This is a genomic window from Nonomuraea sp. ZG12, assembly GCF_052068115.1.
Taxonomy (GTDB): domain Bacteria; phylum Actinomycetota; class Actinomycetes; order Streptosporangiales; family Streptosporangiaceae; genus Nonomuraea.
The window spans coordinates 82,936-100,584 of record NZ_JBQHCW010000007.1 but is presented as its reverse complement, the minus strand read 5'-3'; the positions used below and the strand labels follow the sequence as shown (position 1 = coordinate 100,584).

The 17,649-nt window shown below is 72.5% G+C and carries 18 protein-coding genes; 7 read left to right on the top strand and 11 right to left on the bottom strand.

The genetic code is table 11. The features are described from left to right. Positions 1–72: 72 nt before the first annotated feature. The gene (locus ACTMTF_RS21140) at positions 73–1,305 is read right to left on the bottom strand and encodes a DUF5685 family protein (RefSeq protein ID WP_441112239.1); all 1,233 of its coding nucleotides are present in this window, start codon (positions 1,303–1,305) and stop codon (positions 73–75) included. Between the two features lie 78 nt (positions 1,306–1,383). After that, positions 1,384–2,274: an AraC family transcriptional regulator N-terminal domain-containing protein gene (locus tag ACTMTF_RS21135; protein WP_441112238.1), complete on the bottom strand. Its 891-nt coding sequence runs from the start codon at positions 2,272–2,274 to the stop codon at positions 1,384–1,386. A gap of 145 nt (positions 2,275–2,419) precedes the next feature. Here ACTMTF_RS21135 and ACTMTF_RS21130 point away from each other — a divergent pair, with 145 nt between their 5' ends. Together ACTMTF_RS21130 and ACTMTF_RS21125 are read left to right on the top strand one after the other, a co-directional pair. Beyond that, positions 2,420–2,725: a putative quinol monooxygenase gene (locus ACTMTF_RS21130; protein WP_397004393.1), complete on the top strand. Its 306-nt coding sequence runs from the start codon at positions 2,420–2,422 to the stop codon at positions 2,723–2,725. A 31-nt stretch (positions 2,726–2,756) separates the two neighbouring features. Further along, complete coding sequence (locus ACTMTF_RS21125) at positions 2,757–3,725, top strand: alpha/beta hydrolase (RefSeq protein WP_441112237.1); 969 nt, start codon at positions 2,757–2,759, stop codon at positions 3,723–3,725. 77 nt (positions 3,726–3,802) lie between these two features. On the opposite strand, the gene ACTMTF_RS21120 is transcribed toward ACTMTF_RS21125, so the two are convergent. The 5 genes from ACTMTF_RS21120 to ACTMTF_RS21100 all read right to left on the bottom strand — a co-directional run bounded on the left by ACTMTF_RS21120 (position 3,803) and on the right by ACTMTF_RS21100 (position 9,744). Continuing rightward, positions 3,803–6,370, bottom strand: a complete 2,568-nt coding sequence (locus tag ACTMTF_RS21120) for an FtsX-like permease family protein (protein ID WP_441112236.1) — start codon at positions 6,368–6,370, stop codon at positions 3,803–3,805. Continuing rightward, complete coding sequence (locus ACTMTF_RS21115; protein ID WP_441112235.1) at positions 6,370–7,119, bottom strand: ABC transporter ATP-binding protein; 750 nt, start codon at positions 7,117–7,119, stop codon at positions 6,370–6,372. Before ACTMTF_RS21115 ends, ACTMTF_RS21120 begins: the two co-directional genes overlap by 1 nt. Before the next feature lie 123 nt (positions 7,120–7,242). Continuing rightward, a complete protein-coding gene (locus ACTMTF_RS21110) occupies positions 7,243–7,917 on the bottom strand; it encodes a response regulator transcription factor (protein WP_441112234.1) in 675 nt (224 codons plus the stop codon). Beyond that, on the bottom strand, positions 7,871–9,022 hold the full coding sequence (locus ACTMTF_RS21105) for a sensor histidine kinase (RefSeq protein ID WP_441112233.1): 1,152 nt from the start codon (positions 9,020–9,022) through the stop codon (positions 7,871–7,873). The genes ACTMTF_RS21110 and ACTMTF_RS21105 overlap by 47 nt, the downstream gene beginning before the upstream one ends. Positions 9,023–9,063: 41 nt before the next feature. Beyond that, positions 9,064–9,744 carry a hypothetical protein gene (locus ACTMTF_RS21100; RefSeq protein ID WP_441112232.1) on the bottom strand — a complete coding sequence of 227 codons (681 nt, stop codon included), beginning with the start codon at positions 9,742–9,744 and terminating at the stop codon, positions 9,064–9,066. 472 nt (positions 9,745–10,216) lie between these two features. Here ACTMTF_RS21100 and ACTMTF_RS21095 point away from each other — a divergent pair, with 472 nt between their 5' ends. The 4 genes from ACTMTF_RS21095 to ACTMTF_RS21080 all read left to right on the top strand — a co-directional run bounded on the left by ACTMTF_RS21095 (position 10,217) and on the right by ACTMTF_RS21080 (position 11,222). Beyond that, positions 10,217–10,408, top strand: a complete 192-nt coding sequence (locus ACTMTF_RS21095; protein WP_397004379.1) for a hypothetical protein — start codon at positions 10,217–10,219, stop codon at positions 10,406–10,408. A 13-nt stretch (positions 10,409–10,421) separates the two neighbouring features. Continuing rightward, positions 10,422–10,598, top strand: coding sequence for a hypothetical protein (locus ACTMTF_RS21090; protein WP_397004377.1), 177 nt, complete (start codon positions 10,422–10,424; stop codon positions 10,596–10,598). Between the two features lie 154 nt (positions 10,599–10,752). Further along, positions 10,753–10,992, top strand: a complete 240-nt coding sequence (locus ACTMTF_RS21085; protein WP_441112231.1) for an urease accessory protein UreD — start codon at positions 10,753–10,755, stop codon at positions 10,990–10,992. Continuing rightward, entirely contained in the window at positions 10,989–11,222 is a 234-nt protein-coding gene (locus ACTMTF_RS21080; protein WP_441112230.1) for an FUSC family protein, read from the top strand. The genes ACTMTF_RS21085 and ACTMTF_RS21080 overlap by 4 nt, the downstream gene beginning before the upstream one ends. Before the next feature lie 14 nt (positions 11,223–11,236). Here ACTMTF_RS21080 and ACTMTF_RS21075 read toward each other — a convergent pair whose 3' ends face one another. Genes ACTMTF_RS21075 through pdhA form a run of 3 tightly spaced genes read right to left on the bottom strand, consistent with a single transcriptional unit; the run spans position 11,237 to position 14,926 of the window. Then, a complete protein-coding gene (locus tag ACTMTF_RS21075) occupies positions 11,237–12,814 on the bottom strand; it encodes a 2-oxo acid dehydrogenase subunit E2 (protein ID WP_441112229.1) in 1,578 nt (525 codons plus the stop codon). Continuing rightward, entirely contained in the window at positions 12,811–13,827 is a 1,017-nt protein-coding gene (locus tag ACTMTF_RS21070) for an alpha-ketoacid dehydrogenase subunit beta (RefSeq protein ID WP_441112228.1), read from the bottom strand. The genes ACTMTF_RS21075 and ACTMTF_RS21070 overlap by 4 nt, the downstream gene beginning before the upstream one ends. Before the next feature lies 1 nt (position 13,828). Continuing rightward, on the bottom strand, positions 13,829–14,926 hold the full coding sequence (pdhA, locus tag ACTMTF_RS21065; RefSeq protein WP_441112227.1) for a pyruvate dehydrogenase (acetyl-transferring) E1 component subunit alpha: 1,098 nt from the start codon (positions 14,924–14,926) through the stop codon (positions 13,829–13,831). 120 nt (positions 14,927–15,046) lie between these two features. On the opposite strand from pdhA, the gene ACTMTF_RS21060 reads away from it, so the two are divergent. Continuing rightward, positions 15,047–15,556: an Lrp/AsnC family transcriptional regulator gene (locus tag ACTMTF_RS21060; RefSeq protein WP_397004369.1), complete on the top strand. Its 510-nt coding sequence runs from the start codon at positions 15,047–15,049 to the stop codon at positions 15,554–15,556. 6 nt (positions 15,557–15,562) lie between these two features. On the opposite strand, the gene paaZ is transcribed toward ACTMTF_RS21060, so the two are convergent. Next, positions 15,563–17,617, bottom strand: coding sequence for a phenylacetic acid degradation bifunctional protein PaaZ (paaZ, locus tag ACTMTF_RS21055; RefSeq protein WP_441112226.1), 2,055 nt, complete (start codon positions 17,615–17,617; stop codon positions 15,563–15,565). Positions 17,618–17,649: the final 32 nt, after the last annotated feature.

Sequence of the window (17,649 nt, the reverse complement as noted above, 5' to 3'; positions counted from 1 at the left end):
TCCCCAGGGGACGTGCCGGCGTCACTCTGGTGGCCTCCGCATCCGCGGATGCCGGGTCCTGAGACACGGCGGTCAGCCGCAGTTGCAGTCGCACGAGCAGCCGTCACCGCAGCAGCAGTCCTCACCGGGGCAGCAGGAGCCGCAATTGCTGCAATTGCCGCAGCAGTCCCAGCCGGAGCAGTCGCAGCGCTGGCAGCAGGAGCTCTGGTGCTCCTCGTCCCATGACGGCCGGTACAGGCCGCAGGTGCAGCAGGTAAGCGCGGCGCACATGGCCGACAGCAGACCGCCGGGGTCGCGCTTCGGCGGCCGCCCTTCCGGAGGCGCGCCAGGGGTGCCGGGCGGGTAGCCGGTGCCGGGGGAGCCGGGAGGGCCAGGCGAGTGACCGAACGGGTGGCCGGGCGAGTGGCCGGGCGAGTGGCCGGGCGGGTAGCCGGTGCCGGGCGTCCCGGCGGTGGCGAAGGCGCGGGAGACGGCGCTGCCGGTCTCCCGGACCAGCAGCGCGCGGGTCAGCGCCGGGCGTGGCAGGTCCAGCTCGTCCACGGCGGCGCGTAACTCCGCGTGCGTGGCGTCGCAGTGGCGGCGCGCCTCGTCCAGGCCGGTGCCGGTGGCGGCCAGCGGGTTGTACGACCCGGACGCGCGGTCGTCGGCCAGGTCCTCCACCGCGTCGATCAGGTGCGCCAGCCTCCCGAAGCCGCGCCCTGCCGCCTCCAGGGCCTCCCGGTTGTGCGGCTTGCCGGTGAGTGTCGCGGTGTGCGCGAACGCGGCGGCGACGGCGTCCTCGGTGGGCCCGGTCAGCTCACGTAACCCGGTGATCCCCGGCCGGGCCGGCGCGCGTTCCAGGAGAGCCTGGCGATGGGCCACCGCCGTCAGCGGGGTGACGTCGAACCCCAGCGTGCCGGCCGTGGCGGCGCCCGCCGCCGACCAGCGGCGCGCCAGGCGGGTGGCCCCGGCGGCCACCGGGCGGCGGGCGTACACGCCGTCGCCGTCGGCCACGTGGTCGCGCACCTTGCCGGCCGCCAGGAGCAGCGACACCGAGGCCGCCAGCCGTACCCCTGCGGCCTCCACCACGTCGGCGCCCTTGAAGCCGCGCAGCGCGCACGCGCCCGCTCTCCGGCGCGGCGCGGCGGCGGGCGACTGGGCCTCGGTGAGAACGGACACGAGCAGGCCGTCGTAGTTGGTCACCAGGCGGGACAGGTGCCCGTGCTCGTCGCGGAGGGCCAGGCAGAGCCCGCACAGGTGGCCCATCCAGTCCGCATAGAGCCCCTTGCACATGACGTGCTGACACGGCCGGACAATGCCAAACATGCGTCCCCTCATGTGTATATCGGGGGCTAACCGTAGCATCGGGCCCGCGCCCTGCCATCGGCGAGAACGGGTGAATCCTCACACCAGGGAGGGCGCCGAGCCACGCAGGCGGGCCGCGTCCTGGCTGGGCGGCGCGCCGAACTGGCGGCGGTACTCACGGCTGAACTGCGACGGGCTGTCGTAGCCGACGCGACGACCGACACCGGTGACGTCGTGAGGATGGGTGGCGAGCAGTAGCCGGGCCTCCTGCAGCCGGATCTGCTTCTGGAACCGGATGGGGCTCATCGCGGTGACCGCCTGGAAGTTGCGGTAGAAGGCGGACACGCTCATGCCGGACAGCCGCGCCACGTCCTCGACGCGGAAGGGTTGCGCGTAGTGGTCGCGGATCCACCGCACCGCCTGAGCGACGTGGGCCAGGCCGCTGTCGGCGAGGCCCAGCTGGCGAACGACCGCGCCCTGTTCGCCGGTCATGAGCCGCCACAGGATCTCCCGCTTGAGCAGCGGCGCGAGCACCGCCACGTCGCGTGGCCGGTCGAGCAGGCGCAGCAGCCTGATCACCGCGTCGACGAGCGCGTCGGACGCGTCGCTGACGGCCATGCCGGACGGCGTGCCGCTGTCGGACGGGAGGTCTCCGGGGGCCGCCTGCAGCAGCAGCTCCGCGACGGTGGGCGGGTGCAGGACCAGGCCGAACCCCAGGGCGGGCAGGTCGGGGCTCGCCTCGGTGAAGTGGCCGGTGATCGGCATGTCGACCGAGGCGAGGAGGTACTGACCGGCGCGGTATTCGTACACCCGGTCGCCCAGCGCGATCCGTTTCGCGCCCTGTGCGATGAGCGCCAGCACTGTGCCCGACATCGCCGGCGACGGCGGAGCCGAGTGGCCGACCTTCGAGACCAGCACGCCGTCGATGGCGGTCGTCATGTCGGGCCGGGCGTGGCGATCGATCAGGACACGCAGCTCATCGAGGCTCATGCGCCGATTGAAACACGTACTCGATCCTCCAGGCAATGAGAGGATCGGGCAAGAAGCCGACAGCATCGTTCTAACGTTTCCGCAGGTCGAGCTGCTTACATGGACTCATCGACATCCCCGGAGCACCACGATCGAAGGAGTCCCCATGAACGTCGAGCACGGTTTCCACGCCACCCTGACCGCCCGGCCCGGAAAGGGCGACGAGCTGGTCGAGTTCCTGCTCGACGCGCCGTCCCTGTCGAACGAGGACTGCGTCGTCTTCCTGGTGAGCCGTTCGGCCGGCAACCGGGATCTCGTCCACGTCATCGAAGGCTGGAGCACCGAGGAGGCCCACGGCCGGTTCTTCGCCACCGAGGAGGCGCAGGCGCTCGTCGCGAAGCTGCAGCCGCTGCTCGCCGGCGAGTCCGAGTACGTCGACGCGGTGCCGGTCGGCGGCAAAGCCGCCTTCTGACACCGCCCGCCACCACGAAAGGAAGCTCCCCATGACTCTGCCCCGCCCCGGCTTCGACCCCGAACTGCAGGCCGCTCTGGCCGAGATGCCGTCCATGCCCCGGCTCACCCCCGAGGTGCTCGCCCAATTGCGCCAGTATCCGTCGGCACCGGTCGAGACCTTCCTCGAAGGTCTCACGGTGGACAGGCGCGAGGTCACCGTTCCCGGTCCGGACGGCGCGCTGATCCCCTTGTCGATCTTCAGCCCCGCCGGGCCCGGCCGCTCCACGGCGGCGCCGTGCGTCTACTGGATCCACGGCGGCGGGATGATCCTGGGGGATCGCTTCTCGCAGATCGACATCCCGCTGGAGTGGCTCGCCGAGTTCGGCGCCGTCGTCGTCACCGTGGACTACCGGCTCGCGCCGGAGGCCACCGGCATGACTCTGGTCGAGGACTGCTACCTGGGGCTGATCTGGACCGCCGAGCACGCCGACGAGCTGGGCGTCGACCCCGCCCGCATCGTCGTCGCGGGGGCCAGCGCCGGTGGCGGCCTCGCCGCCGGGACCGTCCTGCTGGCCCGCGACCGGGGCACACCGGCGATCGCCGGGCAGGTGCTCATCTGCCCCATGCTCGACCACCGCGACGGCACCGCCTCCAGCAGGCAGTACGCCGACGGGCCGGGCACCTGGACCGGCGAGATGAACGCGTTCGGCTGGCGGGCGGTCCTCGGCGACCTCGACGGCCAGGATGTGCCCGGTTACGTCTCGCCCGCCGTGGCGGACGACCTTTCGGGCCTGCCGGCCACCTACATCGACGCCGGCACCGCCGAGGTCTTCCGTGACGAGGACGTCGACTACGCCACCCGGATCTGGGCGGCCGGCGGCCAGGCCGAACTGCACATCTGGGCGGGCGGCTTCCACGGGTTCGACGCGCTGTTCCCGCAGGCGAGCCTGTCGGCCGCCGCGCGCCGGACGCGCGGCGACTGGCTCGGCCGCCTCCTGAACTCTCCCGCACCCGCGTGACCGCCGCCGGACGATCGCTCAGCGCCGACGATCGCTTGGCGCCGGCGTTGCGCCGGGGCCCGAGGCGGTGTCACGCGTCAGTTCATCTCGAACCGGTTCAGGCCGGTCATCGCCGTACGCGAGGCCACCAGGGCTCCGGCGACGGCGGTGACCAACCCGGCCAGGCCGAAGGCGGCGAGGGTGCCGGTCGGCAGCGCCCGCACGGCCTCCGCCACATCTCCGCCGGCCATCAGGAACGCCATCCACCCGGTCGCCGCCACCCCCAGCACCCAGGCCGGGACGACCGTCAGGACCATCTCCCAGACGACCATCAGGGTGATCTGCCGCCGGTCCGCGTTGATCTGGCGGAAGGAGCGGAACTCCCCGGCGCGGTCGGCGGCGCCCAGCACCAGCGCGATGACCGCGGCCAGCAGCAGGAAGCCGCCGACCAGGACCACGGACAGGACGCCGAGATCGGACGTGGCGGCGGAACGCTCCGCCACGAACCGCTCACGGAACTCGGCCGGCGTCTCCACCTTGACCAGGCCGCTCCTCCCGGCGAGAGCGTGCAACCGGCGGGCGACGGCCGGGTCGGCCCCGGCGCGCACCAGGATGCGCTCGTAGGCGGGCGCGGCCACCTGATCGGTGAGCGCCGCACCGGGGATCACCAAGCCTTCCTGGCCGCCCTTGTCCCGCGCGAAGATGGCCACGACCGGCAGGTCGACCGGCTTCGCCGCGCCGGAGACGCGCACCTGCACCCGCTCGCCGAGTGAGATGCCGCGCTGCCGCGCGTAGGAGGCGCCCACGGCCACGCCCTCCTCGGAGAGCCTCCCCTGCCGCACCTGGAGGTCGAGCAGGTCGTCCGCCGCTCCGGTGACGACGCTGGCGTAGGTGGCGGCGGTGTCCTGGACGGTCCCGTCCTGGCCGGGGCGCAGCGGGGTGGCCTGCGCCCAGACCTCCCACAGGCCGGCGGTGGCGGTGACGCCGGGGATGCTCGCGGCCGCCTGCCGGACGTCCTCGCCGAGGCCGACATACGTGTCGCGGATCAGCGGCGTCCTGAGGATGTGGTCCGCGTAGATCCGCTCGGCCGTCTCCTCGGTGGTGCTGAGGGTGTACAGCGGCAGGCTGCTCAGCGCCCACCCCGCGATCGCGACGCCCACGGCCAGCGGCGCCACGACGCCGGCGTACCGGCGATGGCTGAAGCGCACGTTGGCGGCGGCCAGGTAGCCGCCGACCGGGGAGAGCGCGGCGACGGGCGCGCGGCCGAGACGGGTCAGCCCATGGACGATCCACGAACCGACGAGCCCGATGCCGATCATGACCAGCCCGCTCGCCAGCACGCCGTAGACCCCGCGCAGGGCGGGCGGCATCAGCCCGGCCATGCCGACGATCTGGACGACCCCCGCGCCGGCCAGCGCCAGAACACCCGCGATGATCTTGAAAGCGCTCTTCCTGGTACGCTCCGCCACCGACGAGGAGTTCGCCAGTGCCTCGGCGGGCCTGATCCGCAACGCGGCGCGGGCGGTCAGCCAGGCGGCCACCTGACCGGCCACGAGGGTGACCACGAGGGCCAGGACCAGCGGCTCCGCGCTGTAGCTGACGCGGAAGGCCGGATTGAAGATCTCCCTGGAGCGCAGGGCGGCGACGAGCACCTCGGCCAGTCCCAGCCCCGCGAGACCGCCGGCCAGCCCGCCCAGCAGCGACAGCAGCAGCGCCTCGGCGCAGCAGAGCACCCTGATCTGACCAGGGGTGCCGCCGACGGCTCTGAGCAGGGCGAGCTGCCTCGACCGGCGGCGGATCGAGGTGATCAACGCGCCGCTGATCAGGGTGACGGCCATGAACGCGACGATCACTGTCAGCATGACCATGGTCTGGCCGGTCGCGCGATCGCTGGGCAGGCTGCCCTCCAGCACACCGCGGTCGGCGCCCGCGAGGACCTGCAGGGTCGGCAGCCCCGCCGGGCCGGGTGCGTCGCCCCGGATCGTCCCGCTCAGCAGGGGACGGATCGCGGCCGCGACGGCCGCGGGGTCGGATCCGGCTTCGACCAGGACGCCTAGGCCGTCCACCCGCCCGCCGCCGCGTCCGGCCAGCTCGGCGGCGTGCTCCTCGGTGAAGAAGAGCGTGCGCTGATAGGCCAGGGGGCCGCCGGAGCCCGGCTCGGCGATCCCGGCCAGCCGATACGTCCGGGTCGCGCCCGCCACCAGCACCTGGAGCCGGTCACCGGGCGAGACCCCGGCCGCCGCCGCCAGTTGCCGGTCCAGCACGACCTCGCCGTCGCCGGCGGGCGCCCGCCCGGCGCTGAGCGCGAACGGGGTCAGCTTCGCGCCGGCCCAGCCATGGCCGAACTGCGCGATCCTCGTGAGCGGGAACGCCGGCCGCCCGTCCGCCTTCAGCACGATCGCGGTGAACGTCAGCTCCGGCACGACCTCCTGGACCTCCGGAAGCCCCCGGACGCGATCGACCGCGTCCCGGGTGAACAGCCCCTCGGCGCCCCCGGCGACCACCGGGACGGCCCGATACCGCTCGATCGGCGCCTCCGCGTTGACCGCCGAGTGCCGGATCAGGGAGAACGCGCTGATCAGGCCCGACCCGATGACGATCATCAGGAACGCGCCGAGCAGCACGCCCGGCCGGCGGCGCAGCGTGGTCCAGGCGATGGACAGCATCACTCCGCACCCGCCAGCCGCGTCACGGTGGCGGCCACCCGCTCGGGGGAGGGCGCGTCCATCACGTCGGTGATCCTGCCGTCCACCAGGAAGAGCACCTGGTCGGCGGTCGCCGCGGCGATCGGGTCGTGGGTCACCATGATCACGGTCTGCCCCAGGTCGTCGACGGCCTCGCGCAGCACCGACAGCACCGCCCGGCTCGCGGCCTTGTCCAGGGCGCCGGTCGGCTCGTCGGCGCAGAGCACCTGGGGCCTGGTGATCAGCGCCCGGCAGATGGCCACCCGCTGCTGTTGCCCGCCGGACAGCTCGTGCGGGCGGTGGCCCAGACGGTCGGCGATGCCCGCGCGCTCCGCGAGCTCGTTCGTCCACGCCGGGTCGGCGCTCCGGCGCGCCAGCCGGAGTGGCAGGGTGATGTTCTCGGCGGCGGTGAGCGCCGGCATGAGGTTGAACGCCTGGAAGACGAAACCGACCAGCTCCCGGCGCAGGATCGCCAGCTTCTTCTCGGTCAGGCCGTTGAGCCGGTGCGGGCCGAGGAAGACCGAGCCGGAGGTCGGGTCCAGCAGCCCGGCCGCGCACTGCAGAAGGGTCGTCTTGCCGGATCCGGACGGTCCCATGACGGCGGTGAAGGTGCCGGGTGTGAAATCCCGGCTCACGTCCTTGAGCGCGGTGACGGCGGTCTCCTTCGCGCCGTACACGTGGGAGACCTGCGTCAGGCGGACCGCGGTGGGTAAGGGGCTCGTTCCAAGCATGTGCTCAGCGTCTCGCCCGGCCGGCGGGGTCTCGTCCGTCGCCGGGACGAATCTCGCCCTGGGAGCCTGGTCCCAGGAGCGGCGCGTCCAGGGCCCTACTCCCAGGGCTCCACGCCCAGGCCCCTACTCGTTGGGCCGTACGAGACCCGTCTCGTAGGCCAGGATCACCGCCTGGGCGCGGTCACGGACGCCGATCTTGGCGAAGAGGCTGGTCACGTGGTTCTTGACGGTCGAGGCGGCGACCTGGAGCGAGGCGGAGATCTCGGCGTTGGAGTAGCCGCGCGCGATCAGCACGAGCACGTCCTGTTCGCGCTCGGTGAGACCGGCCAGCCGGGGACGGCGGCGCGGGCGCGGCGTCCGGACGAAGGTCTCGATCAGCCTGGTCAGCAGGCGCGGGGTCACCACCGACTCGCCCTGGTGCGCGACGCGCACCGCCCGGACCAGCTCCTCCGGCGGGACCTCCTTGGACACGAAGCCCGAGGCGCCGGCGCGCAGCGCCTCCATGACGTGCTCGTCGAGATCGAAGGTGCTGATCATGACCACCCGCACCCCGGGCAGCTCGCCGGTGATGCGCCGGGTGGCCGTGACGCCGTCGACGCCGTTGGGCATGTGGATGTCCATCAGCACCACGTCCGGAGCCGACCGCAGGCAGAACTCGTACGCCGCCTCGCCCTCCTGGGCCTCGCCCAGGACGGTGATGTCCTCCTGCGTCCGGAGGATCGCGCCGAACCCGGCCCGGATCAGCGCGAGGTCATCGACGATCAGCACCCTGATCGGCCGGGATGCGCGCGTGGACACGGAAACCTCCCTGGGGAACGGCCTCGATGCGCAGCTCCCCGCCGCACAGGGCGACCCGCTCGGCCATCCCCCGCAAGCCGAAGCCCTCTGTCGCCGTCGTGCTCCGCCCGGCCGGACCGTCGTCGCCGACCAGCACGTCCATCATGCCGGCAAGATACTTCACCGTGACGGTGACCATGGCGCCGGAAGCGTGCTTGCGGGAGTTGGTCAGCGCCTCCTGGACGATCCGGTAGACCGTGTGGTCCACGGTCGCCGGCAGGGGGAAGGGCTCCCCGGCCACCTCCAGGGTGACGCGCTGACCGGCCTCCCGCGCCCGGTCCGCCAGGGAGGGCAGGAGGGCGACCCCGGCGGCGTGATCGTCGTCCCGAGTCCCCCCGGGTTGCTCGGCCCGCAGGACGTGCAGCAGTTGCCGCAGCTCCGCTATGGCGTCCCGGCCGTTCCGCTCGGCCGTGACGATCGTCTCCTCCGCCCGGCCGGGATCCTGCCGCAGAACCGTACGCGCCATACCGAGCAGGACGTTCATGGTGGTGATGTGGTGGGCCACCACGTCATGCAACTCGCGTGCGATCCGCGCCCGCTCCACCTGGACGGCGTTGCGCGCCGACTCGGCCAGGTCGCGTTCCTTCAGCTCATGGCGGAGCCGTACCAGATTGCCCAGCGCGACCAGCAGGACGATCGGGAGCTGGAGGAGCACGGCGAGCAGGAGGGCGGAGAGCAGCGGCCCGTCCCCGTCACGGGCGAGCATCGGCGCGCCGGTGAGGTGCAGGACCACGAGCATGCCGCCGTAGAGGAGCCCGCTGATCGCGGCCGTCGTCCAGGCGACGCGCGACGGGGTGCGCCTGCCCACGGAGTACAGGGCCCAGGCGAGCGCGGCGGGTAACACCGGGTGTGGCACGAGCAGCAACAGCGCCAGCGTGCAGGCGAGGCTGAAGCAGAGGACCAGGACAGGACGCTCACGGCGCCAGAGCAGTGCGACCGAGGCCGACCCGCCGATGATGAGCTGGGCCGCGAAGGCCGTCCCGGAGACTCCCGGGGTGGACAGTGACCACGCCAGGAGGACGATCAGGACATCCGCCGTCCGAGTCTCACCGAATCGCCTGCGCACTCTCCTGGACTCTACTCTGACGATCAGTGCTCGCCTTCAGGTCATCCGGCCTCGGGACGATGCTCTGTGCCGACGGGCGCGGGGAGCAGCTTGCCGAACGGGACGGCGCGCAGGGCCCGCAGGCACTCGGCGGCGCGCGGGTGACCGCGGTCGGCTGCGAGCCTGTAGTAGAACCTGGCGATGTCGCGCTTGGCCGGGCCCTCCTGCTCGTAGGCCTGGCCGTAGGAGAAGGACTGGTGTGCGGCGAACTCGATCGGGCGTGGATCGCCGGCGAAGGTCTCGGCATCGGGATGACGGCGCTGGACCGCCGCGTAGATCCAGTACCGCGCGGCCGCGGCCTCACCGGTCAGCACGTGGATGATCGCCAGCCGGTAGGCGGCCTCGGCGTCGCCGCCGGCCGCCTGGCGGACCAGGCGCGCGACCGTCCGGGTGGTGCGCCGCTCGGCCTCGTCGGCGGGTGTGCCGTAGAGATCGTACGACCCGATGGCATGCGGCCTCGGCTGTTCGGTCCTGGCGGCACGCCAGCGGGCCTGCCACTGCTCCACGGTGCCGAGGGGGTCCGTGGCCAGGCCGGTCCGCTCGGCGTGGGTCCGGCAGACCATCACGAAGGAGGCGACCAGCTCCCAGTCGGGCAGGCGTTCACGCTTGCCGTTGAGGATGTCGCTGAGCGTGCTCTCAGGCAGTTCCTTGGGGACGGCCGGCGCGCGCGACAGCCGTTTCATCTGGGAATAGCTGGGCTGGCCGGCCGATTCCCGCAGCTCTATGAGCGCAGCTATGAAGGCGGAATGGGATCCTGACCTGAGTGTGTTAGTCATCGTCCTTGGTGGCGTCGGAAGGTCATCTAGTGTCGCCATATTTTCAGAAATAGTCTCGCAGTCCAGGACACTTCGCAGATTCCATCTCGTCCGGTCGCTGTAACCCCTTCGGATGATCGTTGACACAACAGCCTCAAGAGCAGCACTGGGCACCGATTGGGGGACCTTGCTGGGCTTTTGTCCCTATTGAAGAGACTGTCGCCGGATGAATCAGGATAAATCCGGACGACGTCGGAAGGTAGCGGACGTTTACCTCCCGGCACTTCCTTTCCGGTCTTGTACGGCTCCGTCCGAGCGCGTTTGGACCGCTGGCCGACTGCGTTCACGACGACGCATGCTTGGCCGCATTCATCGCCGCTCTCCGGGAGGCCGTCCCCCCATGCCGTTACTCACGGCTCGTCCGTCAAGCATCGCGTACTGCGCTGACGCTCCCTGCCCGGCGGACGAACACCTGCTGGTCACGCTCTTGACGACCTGGGTGCTCGCGACGGGACGCACGCCGCCCGCCGCGCGTCCTGACGACCTGACCCCCGAAGAGCTCATCGAGTTCTGGGCCGACGACCGCATCTGAGGAAAGAGGACCGATGTTCACCACGCGTCAGCTGCTCACGCTCACTGTGACGTTCATGATCGCCGCGATCACCTGCGCGCTCGTCCTGGCCACCGGCGCGGAATGGCCGGGCGCCCTGCTCGGCGGCGGCGGCGCGGGCGGGGCGACGCTGGCGGCCCTGCCCAAACTGCTGAACAGGCGCGAGACGTAACCAGGCGCTCCACTCGGTACGGTCGGGCAGTCGTCAGCCGGCCGCCAGGAGCCTCGATGGCCCCCGCTGCTGCGGGGACATGGCGTACCAGCGGGTGTACGCCGTCCTGGACGACATCCTCCGGGTCAGCGAGCCCAGGAGCCGGTAGGCGACGTTGAGCAGCAAGCGGAACGCGACCCTCCCGGGCACGATTGAATCTCGTCAAATCGTCGGCGAGACCATGCTGGCCGGGCGGCTGGCGCGTGGCGAACGGCACGCCTACACCGCCCACCGCAACGACCTGGAGGTGCGCGGGCCGGATGGCGAGCTGCTGTTCGCCGACCCGATCCGGCTCGTCCCAGGGCGGTCGCCGGTCTCCGGTCACCGGCCATCGGCCGGCCGTCCGCGCCGGTGACCGCCCTGTTCGTGGGCGTCGCCGGCGTGCTGGTGCACACCTACCGGGCGGCGAACTACACCTGCTGGGCGATCTGGATGCCGATGATGTACCTCCTGCTCGCCGACTTCAGCCATCCGGAGCCGTGGACCGTGTCCCTGGCCCGGATGGCCATGAACCTCGCCGGAGGGCTGGTCGCGCTCCTGGCCGCCCGCTTCCTGTGGCCCGATCCGGTGTGCTCCTCTCAGTAGTCTCGCGGGATCCTTCAGACGTGGGCGAGCAGGATGGCGGGGTTCTCCACGCAGTCGGCCACGAAGCGCAGGAAGCCGCCGGCGGCGGCGCCGTCGCAGACCCGGTGGTCGAAGGTGAGGGACAGCTGGGCGATCTTGCGGGGCACGACCGTGCCATCGGTCACCCAGGGCCGGTCGATGATGCGGCCGACGCCGAGGAGCGCCGCCTCCGGATGGTTGATGATCGGCGTGGATCCGTCCACGCCGAAGACTCCGTAGTTGTTGAGCGTGAACGTGCCTCCCGTCAGTGCCGAGGGCGGCAACTCGCCCGCGCGGGCGAGGCCGGTGAGCCGGGCCAGCTCGGCGGCGAGGTGCGCGGTCGTCATCAGGTGGGCGTCGCGGACCACCGGCACCATCAGGCCGCGATCGGTCTGGGCGGCGAAGCCGAGGTCGATGTGCCCGTGCCGGACGATCTCGGCGCGGCCGGTGTCGACCGAGGAGTTCAGCTCGGGGAAGCGCCGCAGGCCGGCCACACAGACGCGGGCCAGGATCGCGAGCAGGCCGATGCCCAGGTCCGGGCGGGCACGTCTCAGCGCGTCCCTGACCGTGAGCAGGGCGGTGGCGTCCACGTCCACCCAGGTCGTGGCGTCGGGGATCTCGTTGCGGCTGCGGGTCACCTTGTCGGCCACCGCCCGGCGCAGCCCACGCAGCGGGACACGCTCCGCCGTCGGCGCCGCTCCGACCGTCGGCGCCGCCTCGGCCGTGGGTGCCGATTCGGCCGTCAGCGGCGCTTCGGCTGTGGGCGGCGGTGTCCCGGCGTCGGCGATGGCCCGTTCGACGTCACGGCGGAGGATCACTCCGCGTGGGCCGGTGGGGTTGACGGCGGCGAGATCCACCCCGTGCTCACGGGCGACCCTGCGGACAAGCGGAGAGATCACACGAGGCGCCTGGCCGGGCGCGCGATTCGGTGCGGGAGCGGGCTGGGGGCCGGATGCCTGTCCGGCGGGCTCGGAGGGCGGGCGCACTGCCTCAGGTGCCTGTCTGGCGGGTCCGGGTGCCTGTCGGGCGGGTTCGGAGGGCCGGCGCGCCGGCTGGGGTGCCTGTCGGGCGGGTCCGGGTGCCTGGAGGGTGGGCTCGGGTGCCTGGAGGGTGGGCTCGGGGGGTTGTTGGGGGGTGGGGGTGCGTGAGAGGTGGCGTCGGCGAGAGGTCGGGGTGGGGGCGGTGCCGTAGCCGATCAGGACGTTGCCGGAGCCGGCCCGTTCCTCCTCGCGATAGCGGTCCGCAGCGCTCGCGGCCCCCGCGGCCCCCGCGGCTCGCGCGGTGTCACCGGGGGCGGCGGCCTCCGTGGCGTCCGTGGGGGCGGCGGGGCCGATCTCGATGAGGGGGGTGCCCACCGGTAGGACGGCGCCCGGCTCCGCGTGGAGTCGCAGCACCGTCCCCGCGTACGGGACCGGCACCTCCACGGCCGCCTTGGCGGTCTCGACCTCCACCACGATCTGGTCGATCTCGACCGTGTCGCCCACGGCGACCTTCCAGTCCACGATCTCGGCCTCCGTCAGGCCCTCGCCGAGGTCGGGCAGGCGGAACACCTGCCCGGTGGCGGTGGTCGTCATGACGCCTCCCCGGCCAGGTGGAGCAGGTCGGGCTCGTCGCCGAACTGGAGCCGGTCGACCGCGTCGAGGACCCGGTCGGCGTCCGGCAGGTGGGAGCGTTCGAGCATCGGGGGCGGGTACGGGATGTCGAATCCCGTGACCCGTAGCACCGGGGCGGCCAGCGAGTGGAAGCAGCGTTCCTGCACGCGGGCCGCGATCTCCGCGCCCACCCCGGCGAACCCCTGGGCCTCCTGCACCACCACACAGCGGCCCGTCCTGCGCACGGAGGACACCACGGTCTCGTCGTCGAACGGGACGATCGTCCGCAGATCCACCACCTCCAGGTCGATGCCGTCCCGGGCCGCGACCTCGGCGGCCTGGAGCGCCACCGAGACGCTCGGCCCGTAGGCGACCAGCGTCGCGTCACGCCCCGTACGCCGCACCGCCGCCTGTCCGAACCCGCCGGCCCGCCGGTCCCCGAGCGTGGTCTCGTCCTTGGACCAGTACAGCCGCTTGGGCTCCATGAAGATCACCGGATCGGGGTCGGAGACGGCGTCCCGCAGCAGCCAGTACGCGTCGTCGGGGGTCGCGGGGGTCACGACCTTCAACCCGGGGGTGTGCGCGTAATAGGCCTCGCTGGAGTCGCAGTGGTGCTCGACCCCGCCGATGCCGCCCGCGTACGGGATCCGGATCACCATCGGCAGTGACAGCCGCCCGCGCGTGCGGTTGCGCAGCTTGGCGACGTGCGAGGCGATCTGCTCGAAGGCCGGGTAGGCGAAGGCGTCGAACTGCATCTCGGTCACCGGGCGGAAGCCGCCCATGGCCAGCCCCACGGCGAGCCCCACGATCCCCGCCTCGGCCAGCGGGGTGTCGAAGCACCGCTCCTCGCCGAACTCCTTGGTCAGCCCGTCGGTGACGCGGAAGACGCCGCCCAGCGGGCCCACGTCCTCGCCGAAGACGAGAACGTGCTCGTCCTCCCGCATCGCGTCCCGCAGCGCGGCGTTCAGCGCCTGCGCTATCGTCATCGCGGTCATCTCAGTCCTCCGGGGCGGTGAGCTCGGCGGCCAGCAGCGCCCGCTGCTCGCGCAGCTGGGGCGTTGCCTCGGCGAAGACGTGGTCGAACAGCTCGAACGGATCCGCCACGGGGTCGGCGTTCATCCGGTCGCGGACGCGCGCGGCGAACTCCTCGGCGGCCTCCCGGGCCGAGTCGACGGCCTCCGGGCCGAGCACGCCGCGCTCGCGCAGGTAGGTCTCCAGGCGGGCGAGGGGGTCGGCCGCCTGCCACCGCTCCACTTCCGCCGCCTCCCGGTACCGGGAGGGGTCGTCGGCGTTGGTGTGCGGGTCCATGCGGTAGGTGTGCGCCTCCACCAGGAAGGGGCCGCCGCCCGTCCGCGCGTGCCGCACGGCCGTGGTCAGCACGGACAGCACCGCGACCAGGTCGTTGCCGTCCACCTGCTCGGAGCGGATGCCGTAACCGATCCCCTTGTACGCGAGCGCGGGCGCGGCGCTCTGCTTGGCCAGCGGCACCGAGATGGCGTACTTGTTGTTCTGCACGAAGAACACCACGGGGGCGTTGAGGACCGCGGCGTAGTTCAGCGCCTCGTGGAAGTCGCCCTCGCTGGTGCCGCCGTCCCCGACGAAGGCCATGGCGACCCGGTCCTCGCCCTTGCGGCGCAGCGCGTCGGCCATGCCGACGGCGTGGATGGCCTGCGTGGCCAGCGGGGTGCACTGGGGCGCGACCCGCGTGCGGGCGGGGTCGTACCCGCAGTGCCAGCCGCCGCGCAGCAGGGTGAGCACCTCGACGGGGTCGAGGCCGCGGGAGACCAGGGCCACCGAGTCCCGGTAGGTGGGGAACAGCCAGTCGTCCTCGCGCAGCGCGAGCACGCCGGCGATCTGGCAGGCCTCCTGGCCGAGGCTGGAGGGGTACACGGCGAGCCGGCCCTGCTTGGTCAGCGCGGTGGCCTGCCGGTCGAAGCGGCGGCCCAGCACCATCCTGCGGTACGCCTCCAGCAGCCGCTCGTCCGCCGGCGCCGGGTAACCGGGGGGCGGCTGGACGGCCGTGCCGTCCTCGGCGACGAAGCGCACCGGCACGGGTGAGGGCAGCAAACGGTCGACCGTTCTCCTCACGGACATGGCGACGCTCACTTTCTCTGGACGTTTGACAAGCGAAGCGTGCGCTTCTGGAGCCATCTGTTCAAGACATCGGGCATGATGTGCGACAAGCGGGTCATATCGGGACTTGAGGAGGGCCAAATGTCGTCCCACGACGGCGCCGAAGGAGGCTGGCCGGGACATTCGGCCAGCCACGTGGACGAGGTGGACCGCGCGATCATCGCCGAGTTGCTGCGTGACGGCCGGATCTCGATGCGCACCCTGGCCGAGCGCGTGCACGTCTCCCGTGCCAACGTCTACTCCCGGATCACGAGGTTGATGGACGACGGGGTGATCACCGGCTTCACCGCCCAGATCGCCCCGCACAAGGCGGGTCTGGGCACCAGCGCGTACGTCTCGGTCACCATCGAGCAGAACTCCTGGCGCACGGTGTCGGCCCGGCTCCGGGAGACCCCGTACGTCGAGCACTTCGCCATGGTCGGCGGCGACTACGACATCCTGGTCCTGGTCAGGACGCCGGACAACGAGGCGCTCAGGCGGGTGGTGCTGGAGCGCATCCAGGACATCCCCGGTGTCCAGGCCACGCGCACCTGGCTGGTGTTCGACGAGGCGCGCGGCCTGGGCACGGAGTGGGCGGCACGGGAGGGCTGAGGGAGGTCAGGCCTCCTGGGCCTGGGTGGACGGCCAGGACTTGGCGACGAGGGTCAGCACGTCGTAGGTGGCGACCGGCACGCCGTCCTGGTTGCCGACGACGGCGTCCCAGCGGACCTCGCCGTAGTCGGCGCCGCCGCGCGGGGTGATCTGCTTGACGGTCAGCGTCACGTCGATGCTGTCCCCGGCCTTGACCGGGGTGAGGAAGCGCAGCCCGTCCACGCCGAAGTTCGCCAGGACCGGTCCTGGCGCCGGGTCGACGAAGAGCCCGGCGGCGAGGGACACCACGAGGTAGCCGTGGGCGACGATGCCGCCGAACAGCGGGTTCCGTGCGGCGGCCGCGGCGTCGGTGTGCGCGTAGAACGTGTCGCCGGTGAACTCGGCGAAGTGCTCGATGTCGGCGAGCGACACCGTTCGCGCCGCCGACCTGATCGTGTCGCCCACGCGCAGCTCGGCCAGGGACTTGCGGAAGGGATGGACGCCGGACTCGGTGCGCGCGGCCCCCGTCGTCCACCGGCCGGTGATGGCGGTGAGCTGGTCCGGGGAGGCCTGGACGGCGGTGCGCTGCATGTGGTGCAGCACGCCGCGGACACCGCCCAGCTCCTCGCCGCCGCCGGCCCGACCGGGGCCGCCGTGGACGAGGACGGGCAGCGGCGAGCCGTGCCCGGTGGACTCCCGGGCGTCGTCCCGGTCCAGGACGAGCACCCGGCCGTGCCACGGCGCGAGCCCGAGCACCACCGAGCGCGCGACTCCCGGATCATGGGTGGCGACGGAGGCGACCAGGCTGCCCCTGCCCCGGGCGGCCAGCGCGACCGCCTCCTCCACGCCGTCGTAGGCGAGCACGGTGGCCACCGGGCCGAACGGCTCCACGTCATGGGGCTCGGCGGCGCCGGGGCGGGCGCGCAGCACCAGCGGGGTCATGAACGCGCCGCGCTCGGCGTCGCCGTCGAGCAGGGCCCCGCCCTCGGGGTCGCCGAAGACCACCTCGGCGCTCGCCGTCAGCGCCTCGACGGCCTTGCGCACCTCGTCGCGCTGGCCGAGGCTGGCGAGCGCGCCCATCCGCACGTCCGGGTTGCGCGGGTCGCCTACGGTGACGTCTGCCAGGCCGGCGGCGAGCGCGTCGAGCACCTCACCGGCCATCGCCCCGGGCACGAGCACCCGGCGGATGGCCGTGCACTTCTGACCCGCCTTGACCGCCATCTCGGTGACCACGCCCTTGACGAACTGGGCGAACTCCGGATCGTCCGGCCGCACGTCGGGCCCGAGGATCGAGCAGTTGAGCGAGTCGGCCTCGACGCCGAGCCGGACGCCGCCGTCGAGCACGTTCGGATGGCGGCGCAGGATGCCCGCGGTGTGCGCCGAGCCGGTGAAGGCCACGGAGTCCTGGACCGTCAGCTCGTCGAGCAGCCCGCCCGCGCCGCCGGCGACGAGCTGGAGCGCACCCTCGGGCAGGAGCCCCGACGCGATGATCTGGCGGACGGCGAGCTCGGTGAGGTAGGCGGTCTGGCTCGCGGGCTTGACGATCGTGGGCAGCCCGGCGAGCAGGGCCGGGGCGAGCTTCTCCAGCATGCCCCAGACCGGGAAGTTGAAGGCGTTGATCTGCACCGCGACACCCGGTCGCGAGGTGTAGAGGTGCTGGCCGACGAAGGTGCCGCCCTTGCCCAGCCGCTCCAGGGCGCCGTCGAGGACGACCGTGTCGTTGGGCAGCTCGCGGACCCCCTTGCTCGCGTAGCTGAACAGGGTGCCGATGCCGCCGTCGACGTCGATCATCGTGTCCCGCGAGGTGGCGCCGGTGCGCACCGACAGGGCGTACAGCTCCTCCTTGCCCGCCGACAGGTGCTTGGCCAGCGCCTTGAGCAGGGCCGCCCGTTCGTGGAAGGTCAGGGATCGCAGCGCCGGCCCGCCGGTGTCGCGGGCGTGCCGGACCATCGCGGCGACGTCGAGACCCACGCTCGAGACGCGCGCGACCTCCTCGCCCGTGGCGGCGTCCGACAGGGGTTGTCCCTCGTCCGCCGCGCGGAACCATCGTCCGGCGGCGTAGCTCTCCAGCAGCGCGCTCATCTGGTGCCTACCGGCTGGATGCCCCGTCCTTC

What these genes read in the sequence shown, in the direction of transcription:
- paaZ (WP_441112226.1), bottom strand. Translation starts at nt 17,617, where the DNA reads ATGAGCGCGCTGCTGGAGAGCTACGCCGCCGGACGATGGTTCCGCGCG.
- ACTMTF_RS21060 (WP_397004369.1), top strand. Translation starts at nt 15,047, where the DNA reads ATGTCGTCCCACGACGGCGCCGAAGGAGGCTGGCCGGGACATTCGGCC.
- ACTMTF_RS21135 (WP_441112238.1), bottom strand. Translation starts at nt 2,274, where the DNA reads ATGAGCCTCGATGAGCTGCGTGTCCTGATCGATCGCCACGCCCGGCCC.
- ACTMTF_RS21090 (WP_397004377.1), top strand. Translation starts at nt 10,422, where the DNA reads ATGTTCACCACGCGTCAGCTGCTCACGCTCACTGTGACGTTCATGATC.
- ACTMTF_RS21125 (WP_441112237.1), top strand. Translation starts at nt 2,757, where the DNA reads ATGACTCTGCCCCGCCCCGGCTTCGACCCCGAACTGCAGGCCGCTCTG.
- ACTMTF_RS21070 (WP_441112228.1), bottom strand. Translation starts at nt 13,827, where the DNA reads ATGACCGCGATGACGATAGCGCAGGCGCTGAACGCCGCGCTGCGGGAC.
- ACTMTF_RS21130 (WP_397004393.1), top strand. Translation starts at nt 2,420, where the DNA reads ATGAACGTCGAGCACGGTTTCCACGCCACCCTGACCGCCCGGCCCGGA.
- ACTMTF_RS21100 (WP_441112232.1), bottom strand. Translation starts at nt 9,744, where the DNA reads ATGAAACGGCTGTCGCGCGCGCCGGCCGTCCCCAAGGAACTGCCTGAG.
- ACTMTF_RS21095 (WP_397004379.1), top strand. Translation starts at nt 10,217, where the DNA reads ATGCCGTTACTCACGGCTCGTCCGTCAAGCATCGCGTACTGCGCTGAC.
- ACTMTF_RS21075 (WP_441112229.1), bottom strand. Translation starts at nt 12,814, where the DNA reads ATGACGACCACCGCCACCGGGCAGGTGTTCCGCCTGCCCGACCTCGGC.
- ACTMTF_RS21120 (WP_441112236.1), bottom strand. Translation starts at nt 6,370, where the DNA reads ATGCTGTCCATCGCCTGGACCACGCTGCGCCGCCGGCCGGGCGTGCTG.
- ACTMTF_RS21140 (WP_441112239.1), bottom strand. Translation starts at nt 1,305, where the DNA reads ATGTTTGGCATTGTCCGGCCGTGTCAGCACGTCATGTGCAAGGGGCTC.
- ACTMTF_RS21115 (WP_441112235.1), bottom strand. Translation starts at nt 7,119, where the DNA reads ATGCTTGGAACGAGCCCCTTACCCACCGCGGTCCGCCTGACGCAGGTC.
- pdhA (WP_441112227.1), bottom strand. Translation starts at nt 14,926, where the DNA reads ATGTCCGTGAGGAGAACGGTCGACCGTTTGCTGCCCTCACCCGTGCCG.